Source organism: Streptomyces sp. ISL-100 (assembly GCF_018614615.1).
Lineage (GTDB): Bacteria > Actinomycetota > Actinomycetes > Streptomycetales > Streptomycetaceae > Streptomyces.
The window spans coordinates 1-17874 of record NZ_JAGGOK010000103.1 but is presented as its reverse complement, the minus strand read 5'-3'; the positions used below and the strand labels follow the sequence as shown (position 1 = coordinate 17874).

The following is a 17874-nucleotide window of genomic DNA, read 5'->3' as shown; positions in this document are numbered from 1 at the left end:
CTCAACCGCGTCGCCTACGGACGCGTCTGCCCCGAATCAGACGAGTGACGCGCTCAGCGTGATCGTCGTACCCGCGAGTGCCTGGCTGACCGGGCAGTTCGCCTTGCCTTCCTCGGCCGCCTTGACGAAGGCGGCCTCGTCCATGCCCGGCACCTCGCCCTGCACGGTGAGGTGGACGCGGGTGATGCCCTCGCCCGGTACGAAGGTGACCTCGGCCTTGGTGTTGAGGCGGGTCGGCGGGGTGCCGGCCTTCGCGAGCACGTTCGAGAACGCCATGTTGTAGCAGCTGGACTGGGCGGCGGCGATCAGCTCCTCGGGGCTGGTCATGCCGTTCGGCTCCTCGGTCCGGGCCGGCCAGGAGACGGGGTGCTCGCCGATGCCGGACGAATCGAGGGTGACGGTGCCGGTGCCCTTGAACAGGTCGCCTTCCCAGACGCTGTGTGCCTGACGCGTTGCAGCCATATCGAAAGCCCTTCTCGCGGATGGTGATCCAGATCCAGGCCAAACTTACTGGGCGACCAGGCCCTTCGCGTCCCGCGCCAGCGCGGTCAGCCGGGAGATCGCCCGGAAGTACTTCTTCCGGTAACCGCCGTTCAGCATCTCTTCACTGAACAGCCGGTCGAACGGCAGCCCGGAGGCCAGCACCGGCACCTCGCGGTCGTACAGCCGGTCGGCGAGTACGACGAGCCGCAGCGCCGTCGACTGGTCGGGCACGGGAGTCACGTCGGTGAGGCAGACGGCCCGTATGTCGCCCGTGAGCGCTCCGTAGCGGCTCGGGTGGACCTTGGCGAGGTGGTCGAGCAGGCCGGGGAAGTCGTCCAGGCTGGCGCCCTCGGTCGCGTACGCCGCCTTGGTGACCTGCTCGTCGGAGTACGGGGGAGGGGCCTCGGGCAGCCCGCGGTGGCGGTAGTCCTCGCCGTCGATGCGCAGCGGCCGGAAGTGCGCCGACAGGCCCTGTATCTCGCGCAGGAAGTCGACAGCGGCGAAGCGGCCCTCGCCGAGCTTGCCGGGCAGGGTGTTGGAGGTGGCGGCCAGCGCGACGCCCGCCTCGACGAGCCTGCGCAGCAGCGACGACACCAGCACCGTGTCGCCCGGGTCGTCGAGCTCGAACTCGTCGATGCAGAGCAGACGGTGCTCGCTCAGCGTCCGCACGGTCTGCTGGAAGCCGAGGGCGCCGACGAGGTTGGTCAGCTCCACGAAGGTGCCGAAGGCCTTGAGCTCGGGAGCCGCCGGGGTGGCGTGCCAGAGGGAGGCGAGGAGGTGCGTCTTGCCGACGCCGTACCCGCCGTCGAGGTAGACGCCGCGCGGCGCGGCGGGCGCGGCGGGCGCGGCGGGCTTCTTTCCGAAGTCGAACCAGCGCCGCTTGCCCCCGCCGATCGCCGTGGCGCCGCCGAGACCGGCCGCGAAGCTGCTCAGGACCTGGACCGCCTGGGTCTGGCTGGGCTGGTTCGGGTCCGGTACGTACGTATCGAAGCGCACCGAGTCGAAGCGCGGCGGCGGCACCATCTCGGCGACCAGGCGGTCGGCGGGGACGTGCGGCTCGCGTGCGCACAGGGACAGGGGGGCCGCTTCGGCTATGGGGGCGGACCCATGAGCGGCGGTGGAGGACGACACGGGGCTCAAGTCTAGGGGGTGTCCGGCCGCTCTCCGTGGGAGAAGGAGCGGGGTTTGGCAGATGGGCGTGCCAAGCCCCGCGACGCCGCGGAGAGCGGCCGGACGCCCCCTTGGGCTCCGTGCCAGACTGCTCGGCATGCGACGCCTGTTCCCTGTGACCGATGAAACACTCTCCGCCGCCGAGGGCGAGTGGGGGCTCGACGAGCTGGCCGACGCCTACGCGTATCCGAAGGAGCGCGGGCCGTCGGGAGCCTGGCTGCGGGCCAACATGGTCTCCTCGCTCGACGGGGCCGCCCAGCACGAAGGCCGGTCCCAGCCGATCTCCTCCGACACCGACATGCGGATCTTCGGCACGCTGCGAGGGCTCGCCGACGTGGTGATCGTCGGTGCGGAAACGGTACGCCTGGAGGGTTACCGTCCGGCCCGCGCCCGCGAGGCATTCGCGGAGCGCAGAGCGGCGGCGGGGCAGGGCCCCGCGCCTGCCATCGCGGTCGTCAGCGCCGGCCTGAACCTGGACTTCTCCCTACCGCTCTTTACGTCTCCCCTCGTCCCGACCCTCGTACTGACCGGCGCCACGGCTCCACTCGACGGGATCCGCGCCGCCCGGGACGCCGGGGCCGAGGTGCTGATCGTCGGGGACGGCGCCGTGGTGGAGCCGCCGCGCGCGGTGCGGGCGCTGGCGGAGCGCGGGCTCACCCGGTTGCTGACGGAGGGCGGGCCGCGGCTGCTGGCGCAGTTCATCGCGGCCGGGGTGCTGGACGAGCTGTGCCTCACGGTGTCGCCCGTGCTCACGGCGGGCCGCGCCCAGCGGATCGCCGACGGGCCGGGCGTGGCGGTACCGGAACGGTTCGCACTGGCGTCCGTACTGGAGGAGGCCGGGTTCCTTTTCACCCAGTACCGTCGGATCTGACTCTCGGCGGAATTTGCCGTTCCGCTTAGCTTTCGCTGGGCACACTTACTCAGGCAGACCCCGTGCGGGTACGGGGAAGGATGGTTTCCGCAGGGGGCCGGCGGCGCCACCAGGAAGCGCCGGCCCAAGAAGAAGAGAAGGGCGCCCGTCGTGTTCACGAGCGTATTGATGATCGAGAAGCCCCTGTCGTCCGTCGACGTGGAGTTCGTCAGCACCCTTCACGGCGACGAAGGGGTCTCCTTCATCGTCCTGATGCAGCCCCGCGGCGACCAGGCGGACGTCCTCCTGCGCGCCATCGACGACGTAGCGCTGGGCCGGGTCGACGAAGCCGTCCGGGAGCCCGAGACGCCCCGGGGCGAGAAGGCGAAGCCCCTCGCGCAGCGCGGCCTGGAGGCGACCCTGGAGGCGTTGCGAGCACGGGGCAACGAGGCCGTGGGCCAGGTCGTTGAGGAGCACCCGCTGGACCTGCTCAAGGCGGTCGTCGCCGAGACGGGCGCCGACGAGGTGATCGTTCTGACCGCGCCGCACTACGTCGAGGAGTTCTTCCACCGGGACTGGGCCTCGCGCGCCCGTCACAAGGTCGGCGTACCGGTGCTCAAGCTCTTCTCCCACAACGAATAGGCTGGGGCACCGCTCACACTGGGGCACCCGCTCACACTGGGGCACCGCACACACGTCGCACCTTGGGAGACACACGTATGGCACCCGGCCTTCCCACCGCCATGGACCGACCGCACTTCATCGGCATCGGCGGCGCCGGAATGTCGGGGATCGCGAAGATCCTCGCCCAGCGCGGCGCACGGGTCGCCGGCAGCGACTCGCGCGAGTCCGCCACCGCCGAGTCCCTGCGCGCGCTGGGCGCCACGGTCCACATCGGCCACGCCGCCGAGCACCTGGCGGACGACTCGACCTGCGTCGTCGTCTCCAGCGCGATCCGCGCCGACAACCCGGAGCTGGTCCGCGCCGCCGAGCTCGCCATCCCCGTCGTGCACCGCTCCGACGCGCTGGCCTCGCTGATGGGCGGCCTGCGGGCCATCGCCGTCGCGGGCACGCACGGCAAGACGACGACGACATCGATGCTGGCCGTCGCCCTGACGGAGCTGGGCCTGGACCCGTCGTACGCCATCGGTGGCGACCTGGAGGGCCCCGGCACGAACGCCCGCCACGGCGCCGGCGACATCTTCGTCGCCGAGGCGGACGAGAGCGACCGCAGCTTCCAGAAGTACGACCCCGAGGTCGCGATCGTCCTCAACGTCGAGCTGGATCACCACGCGAACTACGCCTCGATGGACGAGATCTACGACTCCTTCGAGACCTTCGTCGGCAAGGTCGTCCCCGGCGGCACGCTCGTCATCTCCGCGGACCAGCCCGGCGCCGTAGAACTGACGTCCCGCCTCCGCGACCTGTCGACCCTGAAGATCGTCACGTACGGCGACTCCCCGTCGGCGGACGTACGCGTCCACAAGGTCACCCCGCGCGGCCTCACCAGCGAGGTCACGGTCGTCCTCGACGGCCGCTACCTCACCTTCACGGTCTCCGTCCCCGGCAGCCACTACGCCCACAACGCGGTAGCCGCCCTGGCGGCGGGCGTGGCGCTCGGCATCCCGGCGCACAACCTCGCCTCGGCCCTCGGCAAGTACACCGGCGTCAAGCGCCGCCTCCAGCTCAAGGGCGAGGTGAACGGCGTCCAGGTCATCGACTCGTACGCCCACCACCCCACCGAGATGACCGCCGACCTGGAAGCGATGCGAGGCGCTGCGGCCGACGCTCGCCTCCTGGTCGTCTTCCAGCCCCACCTCTTCTCCCGCACCCAGGAGCTGGCCACCGAGATGGGCCAGGCCCTGGCCCTCGCGGACGCCTCGGTGGTCCTCGACATCTACCCGGCCCGCGAGGACCCGATCCCCGGCGTCACCAGCTCGCTGATCATCGACGCGGCCCGCCGGGCCGGCGCCGACGTGACGGCGGTGGCGGACAAGGCGACGGTCCCGGACGTCATCGCGGGAATGGCGAAGCAGGGCGATCTTGTTCTCACGATGGGCGCGGGCGACGTGACGGACCTCGGCCCGCAGATCCTGGCCCGCCTGTCGAACTGAGGGAGCCCACCATGTCGTACGACGTCGAGAAGCCCGACGAGCAGTGGCGCGCGGAGCTGACCCCCGCCGAGTACGCCGTCCTGCGCCAGGCCGGCACGGAGCCCGCCTTCGTCGGCGAGTACACCGACACGAAGACGACCGGCGTCTACTCCTGCCGTGCCTGCGGGGCGGAACTCTTCCGCTCCGACACGAAGTTCGAGTCGCACTGCGGCTGGCCGTCGTTCTACGACCCGAAGGACACGGACGCGGTCGAACTGATCGCGGACTCCTCGCACGGCATGACCCGCACCGAGGTCCGCTGCGCGAAGTGCGGCTCGCACCTGGGCCACGTCTTCGAGGGCGAGGGTTACCCGACCCCGACGGACCAGCGCTACTGCATCAACTCGATCTCGCTGCGGCTGACCCCCGACGAGGCCTGAGCTCCTGAGCCCGGAAAAAGAGGACGTCATTGACCCCGCGGCCGCGGTACCTCAGTAATCCAGGGGAGCCTGTCTACGACGTGATGGAACGCAGACACGTCGACGTCGCGGAGGCGCATGACGAGACCGACCTTCCCGACCTGTTCACCGCCATCTACCGCACGAACCGCTGGGGTTCCGGCGAGACGCGGTCGGGGCCGGGGTCCGAGGTCCAGCGGATGAAGCGCGTCATCACCCAACTGGGCGACCTCGTCAGGGAGTTGGAGATCCGGTCGGTGCTCGACGCGCCGTGCGGGGACTTCAACTGGATGCAGTACGTCGACCTGGGCGGCGCCGGCTACACGGGCGGCGACATCGTCGAGGAACTGATCGCGGACAACGCGGCGCGCCACGAGGCGCCCGGGCGTAGCTTCCAGTTGCTCGACTTCACCGCCGAGCGGGTGCCGCGGGTCGATCTCATCCTGTGCCGGGACGCGCTGGTGCACTTCTCGTACCAGCATGTGATCGAGGCGCTGACCCGGTTCAGGGAGAGCGGTTCGCGATTCCTGCTGACCACGACCTTCGCGCAGACCCGCACCAACACCGACATACTCACCGGCTGGTGGCGGCCCATCAATCTGCGGCTCGCCCCGTTCGGCCTGCCGGAGCCGCTGCGGGTGCTGAGCGACGAGGATTCCGACGACTTCTACGACGACAAGACGCTGGCGTTGTGGGACCTGCGGCAGATCCCGTCGGAGTTCCCGTACGAGCCCGCCGGAGCGGTCCGCTCAGGAGCCTGAGGGGTCTTCCCCTGCCCGCAACCGGGCCACTACGAGCAGCGCGTCCGCTGCCGCGCGCGTGCGGGGATGGAGTTCCCCGAAGACCTCCTGACACGTCTCGTGGACAGCCCCGAACTCCTCCTGCGCCTCCGCGAGCCGGCCTTGGTCCTTGAGGAGGCCGGCGAGGTTGTGGCGGACATCGAGGGTCCCGGGGTGGCGGGCGCCGAGGGTGTTGGTGGAGTCGGTGAGGACGGCGCGGTATTCGTCTTCCGCTTGTCCGGTGCGGCCGCGCAGGTGCAGGACGTGGGCGGCCCCGTGGCGTACGGACAGGGTGAGCAGGTGCTGTTCGCCGAGAACGGTACGCCGTGCCTCGTACACCTCCCGGAACTCCGCCTCCGCCTGGAGGAGCCGGCCTTGTTCCTTGAGGAGGTGCGCGAGGTTGTGGCGGACGGCGAGGGTGCCGGGGTGGCGGGCGCCGAGGGTGTTGGTGCAGTCGGTGAGGACGGCGCGGTATTCGTCTTCCGCTTGTCCGGTGCGGCCGCGCAGGTGCAGGACGTGGGCGGCTCCATGACGTACGGACAGGGTGAGCAGGTGCTGTTCGCCGAGGAGGGTCCGGCGGGCGGCGTACACCTCCCGGAACTCCGCCTCCGCGTCCTCCAGCCGGCCGCGCTCCTTGAGCAGGTCGGCGAGGTTGTGGCGTACGACCAGGGTGTGCGGGTGCATGTCGCCCAGCAGCCTGCGGCGGACCTCGAACACCTCGAGGAACTCCTGCTCCGCGTCGCCGGGCCAGCCACGATCGCGTAATACCGTCGCCAGTCCGTACCGAGCTGCCACCGTGTCCGGGTGGTCCTCGCCGTGCAGCTCGCGGAGCACCCCCAGAACCGCCCGGAACTCTCCTTCCGCTTCTGTGAGCAGGCCACGGTCACGCAGTACGTCCGCGAGGTCGTGGCGAACCCCCAGCGTGCTGGGATGCCCGGCACCCAGCACTTCCAGGCACAGCTCCAGGGTCTCCCTCAGCTCCTGCTCGGCCTGCCCGAACATGCCGCGCTCATGCAGCACCTTGGCCACGTCGTGGCGGGTCGTCAGCGTGTCGGGGTGACGGTCGCCGAGGGCCTCCCGGTACGCGGCGAGCACCAGTCGGTACTCCTCCTCCGCCTGCGCCAGCAGCCCGCGCTGCTGCGACATGCGGGCCACGCCCTTGCGGGCGGCGAGCGTCTGCGGGTCGCCTTCGCCCAGCAGGGTGCGGCGCGTGGCGTACACCGTGCGGTACTCCGTCTCGGCCTCCGCGGTGCGGCCGCGGTCGTCCAGGAGCACGGCGAGCGCGTGGCGGGCGTCGGCGGTCTCGCCGGCACCGTCGCCGTAGAGGGCGCGGGTGTCGTCGAGGATCGTACGCAGAAGAGCCTCGGCGGGCGCGAGACGACCGCGCAGCTGGAGCAGGTGGGCCGCGGCTGAGCGTACGTCCAGGGCGTCCGGATCGAGGGCGTCGCAGGCGACGGCGACGCGCTCGCAGGCGTCGAGCACCGCCTCTGCGCGGTCGAGCCAGCCCACCTTGATCAGGTGGCGCGCCCCGGCCGTCGCGGCGCGCAGCGCCGTCGAGACGAGCCCGGGATCGGCAGCGTACGGATCGCCGATCAGGGCCAGCGGGGCGTCGCAGTGCGGCAGCAGCAGCCGCCAGCGCGGCCAGTCCCGGGGGTCGTCCACGCTCAGGTCGGCGGCGGCCGCGGCGACCAGATCGGCGACGGCCAGCGCGTACTCCTCCTGGTGATCGGCCAGACCCTGCTGGCGGCGACCGGCGTCGCGTACGAGCGGGTGCAGGAGCAGGGTGCAGGCGGCCTCGCCGTCGGCGGCGGTGCGCGGGGTGTGCAGTGCGATCAGGCCGAAGTCGGCAAGGGAGGTCAGCGCGGTGAACAGCTGATGGGGCGTGACACCGGGGAGGAGGCCGCAGGCCGCCAGCCGGTCCGGGTTGAGCAGGCCGACGAGGGGTACGGGCGCCTCGCCCAGGCAGCACAGCAGCCGCATCAAGGGGCGGGCCTGCGTGATGCCGCGGCGCTCCAGCAGGTCGAGGGAGAGCTCCCAGGTGCGGCTCACCGGCACGGCTCCGGCGGGCGGGGCGTGGCCGCCGGGAGGTTCCTCGTCGAGGAGTTCGGTGAAACGCTCGTCGAGCGCCGCCCGGTACTCGGCGTACGTACGGATGGCGCTCGTCCCCGGCCACGCCGGGAAGGCGGAGGCGGCGGCGAGGTGCGCGCCCGCGATGCGCAGCGCCAGCGGCAGGCCGCCGAGTCTGCGGGCCAGCAGCAGCGCGTCCGCGCGCGGGCCCGCCCGGTCGCCGGCGAGATCCCGCAGGACGTGGGTGGCGTCGGTCTCGTCCAGGGCGTCCACAGCGTGCAGGGTCGCCCACGGGCCCCAGGTCGCCGGGCTGCTGTCGCGGCTGGTGAGCAGGACCAGGCCGGGCAGCTCGGCGGCCGGACGGATCCAGCCGGTGCCCTCGGACAGGCGGCCGTGCGGGGCGAGGTATTCGGGCTCGTCCGCGTTGTCGACGACCAGCAGCCAGGGGTACGTCGTGTCGCACAGCCGTCGCCACAACAGGTCGGTGGCGCTGGACCGCCCCGACCAGGCGCGGTCGATGAGGTCCGCGGGCGTACCGAGGGCGGCGACCACCTCGCGCATGCCGGCGCTCAGCGAGGCCTGATCCGCCGCGGTCACCCACCACGTGTCGACGCCGAGCGCCCCTGAATACGCGGCGATTTCCAGCGCCACGGTGGTCTTTCCGCTGCCGCCCATGCCGTGCAGCACCTGGACGCCCGAAGTGGGCTTGCCTACCAGCTGCTTGAGCGTGTCGAGCAGCCGCTCACGGCCACGCACCCGCCGGTCGAGCCGCCCGAGGGGCGGGGCGATGGTGAGGGCGCCGGGCGGCGGAGTGCCGGAGGACGAGCGTGGCGCACCGGACGGTGACCCGAGCTCGAAATGGGCGCCTGGTCCGGTGGCATGGAAGGTCTGGTGCACGACGGTCAGTCCCGCCCGCGCCGGTAACACCCCCGAGAACTCCTCCACGAAGGCACCGAGCCGGGCGGTCAGCGCGGGATCTTCGGTGAGGAGCGCGCGCAGGTGGGCGTGCCACTGCTCCTGCTGCTCACGTAAGACAACGGCTTGCCGCTCGGCGGGCGTCGCCTCGATCAACTGACGCGTACGCTCCAGCTCCTCCTCGACCTCAGCACCCCGCCGCCCGAAGACCCGCCCGAGCTGACGGCGCGCGGAGGCCCACGCGTCCGTGGTCATCAGCGCCACCATCGTCCCCGCGGCGGCGGCGGTGGTCTGCGCCAAGAGCTCTGCCCCGAACATGAAAAACGACCCCCTCCGGCACACAACTCAACGGCTCTGCCCGAGTGTTCAGGGTCTCACGTCGTTCCACGGGCGGGGGGTGTCCGTTCGCCGGACGCCTGCCGGACCATTCCACAAGAGGGCTCAGCCAGGCAGGGCGTAATACGCGTCATACACTTTCCGTGTGGCGAAAACCAGGATCAGTATCAGCCTTGGACAGGAGCAGGCCGAGCGCATCAGGGAGCACGCAGAGCGAGCCGGAATGGACGTCTCGGCGTACCTGGTGCATGCCGCGACGCGGCAGATGGCGGAGACCGACGCCATAGAGGACCAGTTTGCCGGGGTGGACGCGATGATCGCGGCGGCTGAGGCCGAAGCCGCTGGGCTGTCCCCGGAACCGGATGTGGCACCTGGAGAGTTGACGGAGCAGGAACGTCTCGAGGTCGAAGAGGCTCTCGGTCTGGTCCACGGCGCGGACCGCTCCGGTGCGCGCCCGGGGCGAGTCGCGTGAGTGCACGGGTGCCTGTTTACGACACCGGGATGCTCATCGCGCTCGCTGACCGCAAAGCCAAGGCGGTTCGCCTGCATGAGGGAATGAAGGCGAGCCCGCACCGTGCACTGGTACTCGGACCGGTCCTCGCCCAGGTCTGGCGGCCCCGTCCGGCACTGGTACACGCACTGGCCGGCGTGCTGAAGGACTGCACGGTGCCGCAGGCCCGCAGCTCGGAGCCTTCGATGCGCGAAACGAGCGCCGGCCGTCCCGAGTGCATCGCCTGCGCGACGGGTCTCGATGTTGTGGACTGGCGTCGCGTCGGCGCGGCACTCGGCGAGGCGAAACTATCGCCGAAGAAGAGGCCTGGCGCGGTGGACGCCTGGGTTGCGATGGCCGCGGTCCGGCACGGCAGTGCGGTGATCTTCACCAGCGATCCGGACGACCTGAAGTCGTACCTCGCAGTGCTGGAGCCACCAGATGTGCATGTCGTGGCGGTGTGAATCGTGAAGGGCGCCCCTGAGGGGGCGCCCTTCACGGGTTTTGGGCAGTGCCCCGTGCTACTCGATGACGAGTTCGACCTCGATGTTGCCGCTGGTGGCCTTCGAGTACGGGCAGTAGGCGTGGGTCGCCTCGACCAGCTTCCGGCCCGTCTCGCCCGCCAAGGCGTCCGGGAGCTCCACGCGCATCACGACCGCGAGCCCGAAGCCCGTGCTGTCCTTGCCGATGGAGACCTCTGCGGTCACTGACACGTCCTTGGTGTCGACCTTCATCTGGCGAGCGACCTGGCCCATCGCGCTGGCGAAGCAAGCGGCGTACCCGGCGGCGAAGAGCTGCTCGGGGTTGGTGCCCTGACCGTTGCCGCCGAGGGCCGGGGGCATGGCGAGGGCGAGGTCGATCTGACCGTCGGAGCTCACGGTGCGGCCCTCGCGGCCATTGGCGGTGGCGACAGCGGTGTACAGCGCGTTCATGGGGGTCTCCTCGTTCGTCTGCGGGAGGCTCAAGGATTGCACATCATTAAATTGCGCACAACCTAATGATGTGCGACGGGTTACCCTGGATCCATGACGCCCGCCCCCACCACCGACCCGGTCCTCCCCGCAGTCTCCGATGCGGAGCTGCTCCGCCTCGATCACCAGGTCTGCTTCTTGCTGCACGCGGCCTCGCGCGCCTTCGGCGGCGTCTACCGCGACGCGCTCAAGGACCTCGGCCTCACGTACCCCCAGTACCTGGCGATGCTCGTCCTCTGGGAGCACGGCCCGCAGCCCGTCAAGGCGATCGGCGAGCAGCTGCGCCTCGACTCCGGCACGCTGTCTCCGCTGCTCAAGCGGCTGGAGACGGCCGGCCTGGTGCGACGCGAGCGCAGCGCCGCCGACGAACGCTCCGTAACGGTCGAGCTGACAGAAGCGGGGGCGGAGATGCGTGAGCGGGCGCTGCCGGTGCCGCGCAGGATTCTTGCCGCGACAGGCCTTTCGATCGAGGAGATCCTCGGCCTTCAAGGACTCCTGGGCCGCTTGACGGGCGCACTGGACGAGGCTCAGCGCTAGTAGGGCTCCGGTTGCTCGTGGAGCCACCCTTCTGAACCCGGGGCGTGCACGGGATGCGTTCGTCAAGCTGGCACAACCGGATCCGGCGACGATCCTTCAGTGGTCCTGTTACGGACGAAAGTTCCGCGGGCGGCCCAGTTCCTTGCGGAAGAGGGCGAGAACGTTGTCGCCGAGGATCTTGCGGATGGTTTCCTCCGGCAGACCTCGGGACAGCAGTGCCTCCGTGAGCAAGGGCAGGCCGCGGGGTCCCTCGATGCCCGGGAGGGACCAGGGGAAGCCGTAGTCGGGCTCGCAGCAGGGTGGGGTGATGTCGCCGATCACCTCCTGGATGAAGTCCGGGCCCAGGCCCACGTGGTCGGCGCCGGCGACGTCGGTGATGTGCAGGATGTGGTCGGTCAGCCGGTCCAGGGTGCACTCGGCCGGGTCGTCGGCCAGGAACTCCGGGAGGAAGTTCACGCACACCGTGCCGCCGGTCGCGGCGATGCCCCGGATCTGGGCGTCGGTGAGGTTGCGGTGGTGGTCGCGCAGGGCGCGGGCCGAGGAGTGGGTGGCGAGGACGGGGCGGGTGGCCAGCTCAAGGACGTGGGCAACGCCGGAGGCACTCAGGTGCGATACGTCGAAGAGGATGCCCAGACGTTCCATCTCGGCCAGGGCCTCGACACCGGCTGCGGTGAGGCGGCTTCCGGTGGCGTCCTCGCCGCTGCCGTCGGCCAGCGGCGTACGGCCCCAGTGGGCTATGGAGGCGATACGTACGCCCAGGCGGTGGAGGGTGGGCAGGAGTTCTACGTTGGCGTCTATGCCGGGGGCGCTCTCCAGGGCCAGTACCAGGGCGACCTGCCCCGCCCCCAGCGCCGCGTCGATGTCGGCGCCGTCCAGGCACAGCCGTACCTCGTCCGCGTTGCCCTCGGCCAGCGTGTGCGCGCACTCGATCATGCGCAGGGTCTCGCGGAGGGCGCCTTCCGGGCGGAAGTTGTCCTCAATGAAGACCGGCAGTACCTGGAGGTTCACCCCGCCCTCGCGCAGCTGCGGAAGCCACTGCTCGAGGAAGAAGCCCGCCCAGCGGCGCGGCGGGCGGGCGGTGACCGCCAGGAGGAGGTCGTTGTGGGTGTCGGCCACGACGGCGTCGTGGTGCAGTTCGGGAGAGGACATGCGGCCGGATGCTACGCCGGAGCGTGGTCCGGGACCTGGCCTTTTTTCAGGCTCTCAATCCGGGGATCAGAACTCCATCGGCCGACGCTCTCAGCTCCGCGCCAGACGAAGCGTCAGAATCTGGAAGGGGCGCATGGCCAGGTCCAAGGAGCCCTGCTGGGTCAGTTCGTACGTCGGCGAGTCGGCCAGGGGGCGTTCCAGGAGGTCCGTCTCCATCGCCGAGGTGACCGGGAAGCCGGTCCTGAGCGTCGCCGACGCTCGGCCGCCCGCCGCCTCGTACAGCCGCACGATCACATCGCCGCTGCGGTCCTCCGCCAGCTTCACCGCCTCCACCACGACGCGGGCGTCGTCCGACGTGAGCAGTGGTTCGACAGCGGTGCCGGAGCCCCTGACCGTACGCTCCGGAAGGTTGATCCAGTGCCCCTCGCGCACCGCGTCCACGACCGTCGCGCCCGGCGCCAGCGCGAAACGCAGGCGGTGCGTGCCCTGGTCGGTGGCGGGGTCCGGGTAGCGCGGGGCGCGGAGAAGGGAGAGGCGGACGGTGGTGGTCTGGCCGCCGTCCTCCCGTACGGCGCGTGTCACATCGTGGCCGTACGTCGAGTCGTTCACGATCGCCGCACCCCATCCCGGCTCCTCCACCTGGATCCAGCGGTGCGCGCAGATCTCGAACTTCGCCGCCTCCCACGATGTGTTGGTGTGCGTGGCGCGGAAGACATGACCGAACTGCGTCTCGGCGGCCGACCTGTCCGCCTTCACATCGAGCGGGAAGGCCACCTTCAGAAACTTCTCCGTCTCGTGCCAGTCCACCTCCGTCTCGATGTTCAGGACCTTCGCACCGGAGAGGAGGGTGAGGCGTTGTACGGCTGTTGAGCCGTCGCCGAAGGAGCGCGAGACCGTCACCACCGCCCGGTCCCGCGTCGACTCGGTCAGGGCGATGCTGTCCACGCCCACCAGGTCCGTCACGTTGTGGCGGTAGAACTCGTCGACGTCCCACGCGTCCCACATGTTCGGGAAATCCGGATGGATCTGGAGGAGATTGGCGGCCCCGCCCGGCGCCACCGCCTCCCGCCGCGCCCCAACGTCGTACGCCGAGATCACCAGGCCGCGCCCGTCGACGACGATCCGCAGCAGGCCGTTGGCGAGTTCGTAGCCGCCGGACTCGTGGCTCACGGCGGTTACGGCGGTGCCGACGGTTACGGCGGTGACGGGGCCGGCGGCAGAAGCCGGAGCCGCCGCCGCTCCGCCCGCCGGGACCGAACGGCGGGCGTGCGGCGCCGCGTTGAAAGTCACCTCCGCCGAACCCTCGCCCGCCAGCGCCCCCTGCGCCGCCGCCGTGATTGCCTCCAGCTCCGCCCGCACCCGCGCGTACGTCTCCCGCGCCTCCCGGTGGACCCACGCGATCGACGAGCCCGGCAGGATGTCGTGGAACTGGTGCAGCAGGACCGTCTTCCAGATCCGCTCCAGGTCCTCGTACGGGTAGGAGTAGCCGGCCACGCGCACCGCCGCCGTCGCCGCCCAGAGCTCCGCCTCCCGCAGCAGCGACTCGCTGTGCCGGTTGCCCTGCTTGGTCTTCGCCTGCGAGGTGTACGTACCGCGGTGCAGCTCCAGATACAGCTCGCCCGCCCACACCGGCGCGTCCGGATACTCCGCCTCCGCCTTCGCGAAGAAGGCGGACGGCTTTTCGACCGTCACCGTTGGAGAGCCCTCCAGATCCCGCAGGCGCTCAGCCCGCGCCAGCATCTCCCGCGTGGGGCCTCCACCGCCGTCGCCCCACCCGAAGGGGGCAAGGGAGCGCGAAGCCCGCCCCTTCTCCCGGTAGTTGCGGGCGGCGTGCGCCAGCTGGGCGCCGCCGAGGTCGGAGTTGTACGTGTCGACCGGCGGGAAGTGGGTGAAGACGCGCGTGCCGTCGATGCCCTCCCACCAGAAGGTGTGGTGCGGGAACTTGTTGGACTGGCTCCACGAGATCTTCTGCGTCAGGAACCACTTCGAGCCCGACAGCTTGACGAGCTGCGGCATCGCCGCCGTGTAGCCGAAGGAGTCCGGCAGCCAGACCTCATGCGTTTCGATGCCGAATTCGTCCAGGAAGAACTTCTTCCCGTACAAGAACTGACGCGCCATCGCCTCCCCGCCCACCATGTTCGTGTCCGACTCCACCCACATCCCGCCGACCGGCACGAACTGCCCGTTCGCGATCTTCTCCTTCACCCTCGCGAAGACCTCCGGCCGGTGCTCCTTGATCCAGGCGAGCTGTTGCGCCTGCGACATCGCGAAGACGAAGTCGGGGCAGGTGTCCATCAGTGCCACCACGTTGGAGCAGGTACGAGCCACCTTCCGCACCGTCTCGCGCAGCGGCCACAACCACGCCGAGTCGATGTGCGCGTGCCCGACCGCGCTGACGCGGTGCGCGGACGCGTTCGCGGGGGAAGCGAGGGCCCCGGCCAGCTCCGCGCGGGCGCGGGCGGCCGTACTGGCGATGTCGGCCAGGTCGACGGCGTCCAGCGCACGCTCGACCGCCCGCAGGATCTCCCAACGCCGCGCGTCGCTCTCAGCCAGCTCGGTCATCAGCGAGCCCAGCACCTCCAGATCCTGGACCAGCCCCCACACTTCGGCCTCGAAGACCATCAAATCCATCCGCTGGACGCGGTACAGCGGATCGGCGCAGGAGGTCAGCCTGTCGCCCTCGTACGTCGGCGTATGGCCCGCCAGCACCGGATTGGAAGCGGCCTCGACGTACAGCAGCACCTCCTCGCCGCCCTCGGCCGGGTCACCGATCCGCACCCAGTCGTTGAACGGGTTGAGGGCCTTCACGGCCTCCCCGTCGGGGCGGTAGACCAGGCCCTCGCACTGGAAGCCCGGCATCTGCCGGTCGAAGCCGAGGTCGAGGACGGCCTCGACGGTACGGCCCCGCCACTCGGCCGGCACCCGCCCCGTGACCCTGAACCACGTGGTGCCCCACGCCGGGCCCCATGCCTGCCCCGCCGCAGCCGGCTCGTACACGGCGGACAAGCCCTCTGCGACCGGGACCGGCTCGCCCGGGACCTCCCACTTCTCGATGGTCATCGGCAGCGGCCGGGAGCGGACGGCGGGCTTGATGCGCTCGGTGAGGACGCGGCGCAGGCGGTGTTCCACGATGCTTCGGTCGTCATGCATGAGTGACTCCGATGGTGTGGGGCAAGGCGGGACGGCACGGCGGCGTACTCCCTCTGTGCCCTCAGGCCGGCTGGAGCAGGTCCCAGCGGTTGCCGTACAGGTCCTCGAAGACGGCGACCGAACCGTACGGCTCATGGCGCGGCTCCTCCAGGAAGCGGACGCCCGCCGCCGTCATCCGGGCGTGGTCGCGCGCGAAATCCTCGGTGTGCAGGAAGAAGCCGACACGCCCGCCCGTCTGCCCGCCCACGCGCGCGAGCTGCGCGTCGTCCTTCGCGCGGGCCAGCAGCAGGCCCGCACCTTCGTCCGTGGACCCGGGCGGGCGGACCACGACCCAGCGGGAGCCGTCGCCCCGGTCGGTGTCCTCGGCCGGCTCGAAGCCGAGGACGCCGGTGTAGAAGGCGATGGCGTCGTCGTAGTCGCGGACGACGAGGGTGACGAGGGCGATGTGCGGCATGGGTTTCTTCCTTCCCCACCCCGCCCCTTCCCGAACGGGATGAATTCGCGCGCCGAGCGGCACCATGGCCCCATGGAACCGCGCCACCTCGTCGACCGCGCCCGCCGCCTGATCGCCCCCGGCCGCCGCCGCATCCTCGGTATCGCCGGCGCGCCCGGGGCCGGAAAGTCCACCCTTGCCGCGCACCTCGTCGACCGCCTCGACGGACTCGCCGTACTCGTCCCCATGGACGGCTTCCACCTCGCCGGAGCCGAGCTGGAGCGCCTCGGGCGTACGGGCAGGAAGGGCGCCCCGGACACCTTCGACGCCGCCGGATACGCCGCCCTCCTCGCGCGCCTGCGCTCCCCCGAGACGCCGGACACCGTCGTCTACGCGCCCGCCTTCGACCGGATGATCGAGGAACCCGTGGCGGGCAGCATCGCCGTACCCGGCCCCCAGGACGTACCGCTCGTCGTCACCGAGGGGAACTACCTGCTCCTCGACGCGGGCCCCTGGGCGCGGGTTCGGGACCTGCTCGACGAGGCGTGGTTCCTGGAGGCCGAACAGGAGGAGCGGGTACGCCGCCTCGTCGACCGGCACGAGAGGTTCGGCAAGTCCCGCCCGGCCGCCGAGCGCTTCGTCCACGCGTCGGACGAGGCCAACGCCCGGCTGGTCGCGGGGTGCCGGCACCGCGCCGACCTCGTCGTCACTTTCGCCCACGGCGCAACCCCTCCATCGCCTGGCGAGGACACCGCGCGCCGGGCAGGATGAGGCCATGTCCTCCGCGCCCGCGTCCGCCGCATCCGCCCCCGCCCCCGCGCCCTTCACCGCCGACGACTACCGCGCCCGCATGGCCCGCGCCGCGCAGTCGGCCGCCGACGCCGGCCTGGACGGCGTACTCGTCGCGCCCGGACCCGACCTGGTCCACCTCACCGGCTATCGGCCCGCCACCACCGAACGGCTCACGCTGCTCGTCCTGTCCGTCGAACAGGACCCGGTCCTCGTCGTGCCGACCCTGGAGGCGCCGGACGCCGAACAGGCCCCCGGCGCCGCCGCACTCACCCTGCGCGACTGGACGGACGGCAAGGACCCGTACGCCGTCACCGCCCCGCTCCTCGACTTTGACGGCCGCTTCGCGGTCAGCGACAACACCTGGGCGATGCACCTTCTCGGCCTCCAGCAGGCGCTGCCGGCCACTTCGTACGTATCGCTGACGGCCGCCCTGCCCATGCTGCGGGCCGTCAAGGACGCCGCCGAGCTGGCGCGGCTGGAGGCGGCGGGGGCGGCCGCGGACGCGACGTACGAGGAGATTGTCAAGCTCCGGTTCTCCGGTCTCCGCGAGAACGAGGTGGCCGCCGAACTCGCCCATCTGCTCGCGCAGTTCGGACACGAGCAGGTGGACTTCACGGTCGTCGGCAGCGGCCCGAACGGCGCCAACCCGCACCACGAGGCCGGTGAGCGCGTCATCGAGGAGGGCGACATGGTCGTGCTCGACTTCGGCGGCCTCAAGCACGGTTACGGCTCCGACACCTCCCGTACGGTCCACGTCGGCGCCCCGAGCACCGAGGAGCAGCGCGTCCACGACGTCGTACGGGAGGCGCAGCAGGCGGCGTTCGAGGCGGTGCGGCCGGGGATCGCCTGCCAGGAGGTGGACCGGGTGGCGCGCGCGGTCATCACCGAGGCGGGGTACGGCGATCGGTTCATCCACCGCACCGGGCACGGCATCGGGGTGACCACGCACGAACCGCCGTACATGATCGAGGGCGAGGAGCAGCCGCTGGTACCCGGCATGTGCTTCTCCATCGAGCCCGGCATTTACCTCCCCGGGCGCTTCGGGGTACGCATCGAGGACATCGTGACCGTCACGGGGGACGGCGGGCGCCGCCTCAACACGACGGCACGCGAGATGGCCGTCGTCAGCTGAGGCGGCCGCGCGCTCGCGGCAACGGCAGGCCGCCTGCGGCGGGCCTTTCCCCACCCCACCCCACCCCAC

The 17874-nt window shown here is 71.0% G+C and carries 17 protein-coding genes; 10 read left to right on the top strand and 7 right to left on the bottom strand.

Translation table 11 applies throughout. The features are described from left to right. Nucleotides 1–36: 36 nt before the first annotated feature. Nucleotides 37–462 (bottom strand): OsmC family protein, encoded by a 426-nt coding sequence (locus tag J7E89_RS36215; protein WP_214980177.1) that lies wholly within the window; start codon nt 460–462, stop codon nt 37–39. A gap of 45 nt (nt 463–507) precedes the next feature. Beyond that, nucleotides 508–1614, bottom strand: coding sequence for a cell division protein ZapE (zapE, locus tag J7E89_RS36210; protein WP_214980175.1), 1107 nt, complete (start codon nt 1612–1614; stop codon nt 508–510). 136 nt (nt 1615–1750) lie between these two features. On the opposite strand from zapE, the gene J7E89_RS36205 reads away from it, so the two are divergent. The 5 genes from J7E89_RS36205 (at nt 1751) to J7E89_RS36185 (ending at nt 5815) form a co-directional block, all read left to right on the top strand. After that, on the top strand, nt 1751–2524 hold the full coding sequence (locus tag J7E89_RS36205) for a pyrimidine reductase family protein (RefSeq protein WP_214980173.1): 774 nt from the start codon (nt 1751–1753) through the stop codon (nt 2522–2524). A gap of 150 nt (nt 2525–2674) precedes the next feature. Further along, nucleotides 2675–3145, top strand: coding sequence for an indole-3-glycerol phosphate synthase (locus J7E89_RS36200; RefSeq protein ID WP_214980171.1), 471 nt, complete (start codon nt 2675–2677; stop codon nt 3143–3145). 77 nt (nt 3146–3222) lie between these two features. Beyond that, on the top strand, nt 3223–4617 hold the full coding sequence (gene murC, locus J7E89_RS36195) for a UDP-N-acetylmuramate--L-alanine ligase (RefSeq protein WP_214980168.1): 1395 nt from the start codon (nt 3223–3225) through the stop codon (nt 4615–4617). A gap of 11 nt (nt 4618–4628) precedes the next feature. Next, a complete protein-coding gene (msrB, locus tag J7E89_RS36190) occupies nt 4629–5036 on the top strand; it encodes a peptide-methionine (R)-S-oxide reductase MsrB (protein WP_214980159.1) in 408 nt (135 codons plus the stop codon). 83 nt (nt 5037–5119) lie between these two features. Continuing rightward, nucleotides 5120–5815, top strand: a complete 696-nt coding sequence (locus tag J7E89_RS36185) for a class I SAM-dependent methyltransferase (RefSeq protein ID WP_214980246.1) — start codon at nt 5120–5122, stop codon at nt 5813–5815. Here the strand turns inward: J7E89_RS36185 and J7E89_RS36180 are convergent. Continuing rightward, nucleotides 5804–9133, bottom strand: a complete 3330-nt coding sequence (locus J7E89_RS36180; protein WP_214980157.1) for a tetratricopeptide repeat protein — start codon at nt 9131–9133, stop codon at nt 5804–5806. The two genes, J7E89_RS36185 and J7E89_RS36180, sit on opposite strands and share 12 nt — an antisense overlap. A gap of 163 nt (nt 9134–9296) precedes the next feature. On the opposite strand from J7E89_RS36180, the gene J7E89_RS36175 reads away from it, so the two are divergent. Continuing rightward, nucleotides 9297–9623 (top strand): ribbon-helix-helix protein, CopG family, encoded by a 327-nt coding sequence (locus J7E89_RS36175; protein WP_214980156.1) that lies wholly within the window; start codon nt 9297–9299, stop codon nt 9621–9623. 29 nt (nt 9624–9652) lie between these two features. Beyond that, a complete protein-coding gene (locus tag J7E89_RS36170) occupies nt 9653–10105 on the top strand; it encodes a hypothetical protein (RefSeq protein ID WP_251061562.1) in 453 nt (150 codons plus the stop codon). Nucleotides 10106–10162: 57 nt separating this feature from the next. On the opposite strand, the gene J7E89_RS36165 is transcribed toward J7E89_RS36170, so the two are convergent. Next, nucleotides 10163–10573, bottom strand: a complete 411-nt coding sequence (locus tag J7E89_RS36165) for an organic hydroperoxide resistance protein (protein ID WP_214980152.1) — start codon at nt 10571–10573, stop codon at nt 10163–10165. 93 nt (nt 10574–10666) lie between these two features. Here J7E89_RS36165 and J7E89_RS36160 point away from each other — a divergent pair, with 93 nt between their 5' ends. Then, the gene (locus tag J7E89_RS36160; protein ID WP_214980150.1) at nt 10667–11149 is read left to right on the top strand and encodes a MarR family winged helix-turn-helix transcriptional regulator; all 483 of its coding nucleotides are present in this window, start codon (nt 10667–10669) and stop codon (nt 11147–11149) included. Between the two features lie 108 nt (nt 11150–11257). Here the strand turns inward: J7E89_RS36160 and J7E89_RS36155 are convergent, their stop codons facing one another. The 3 genes from J7E89_RS36155 to J7E89_RS36145 form a co-directional block, all read right to left on the bottom strand. Continuing rightward, on the bottom strand, nt 11258–12298 hold the full coding sequence (locus tag J7E89_RS36155) for a dipeptidase (RefSeq protein ID WP_214980148.1): 1041 nt from the start codon (nt 12296–12298) through the stop codon (nt 11258–11260). Between the two features lie 90 nt (nt 12299–12388). Next, a complete protein-coding gene (locus J7E89_RS36150) occupies nt 12389–15448 on the bottom strand; it encodes a glycoside hydrolase family 38 C-terminal domain-containing protein (protein WP_214980146.1) in 3060 nt (1019 codons plus the stop codon). A gap of 61 nt (nt 15449–15509) precedes the next feature. Next, nucleotides 15510–15902, bottom strand: a complete 393-nt coding sequence (locus J7E89_RS36145; protein ID WP_214980144.1) for a VOC family protein — start codon at nt 15900–15902, stop codon at nt 15510–15512. A gap of 39 nt (nt 15903–15941) precedes the next feature. Between J7E89_RS36145 and J7E89_RS36140 the strand changes: the two genes are divergently transcribed. Both J7E89_RS36140 and J7E89_RS36135 read left to right on the top strand, forming a co-directional pair. Beyond that, complete coding sequence (locus J7E89_RS36140) at nt 15942–16652, top strand: nucleoside/nucleotide kinase family protein (RefSeq protein WP_285439332.1); 711 nt, start codon at nt 15942–15944, stop codon at nt 16650–16652. 4 nt (nt 16653–16656) lie between these two features. Next, nucleotides 16657–17805 (top strand): aminopeptidase P family protein, encoded by a 1149-nt coding sequence (locus tag J7E89_RS36135; protein WP_214980141.1) that lies wholly within the window; start codon nt 16657–16659, stop codon nt 17803–17805. The last annotated feature ends 69 nt before the right edge of the window (nt 17806–17874 follow it).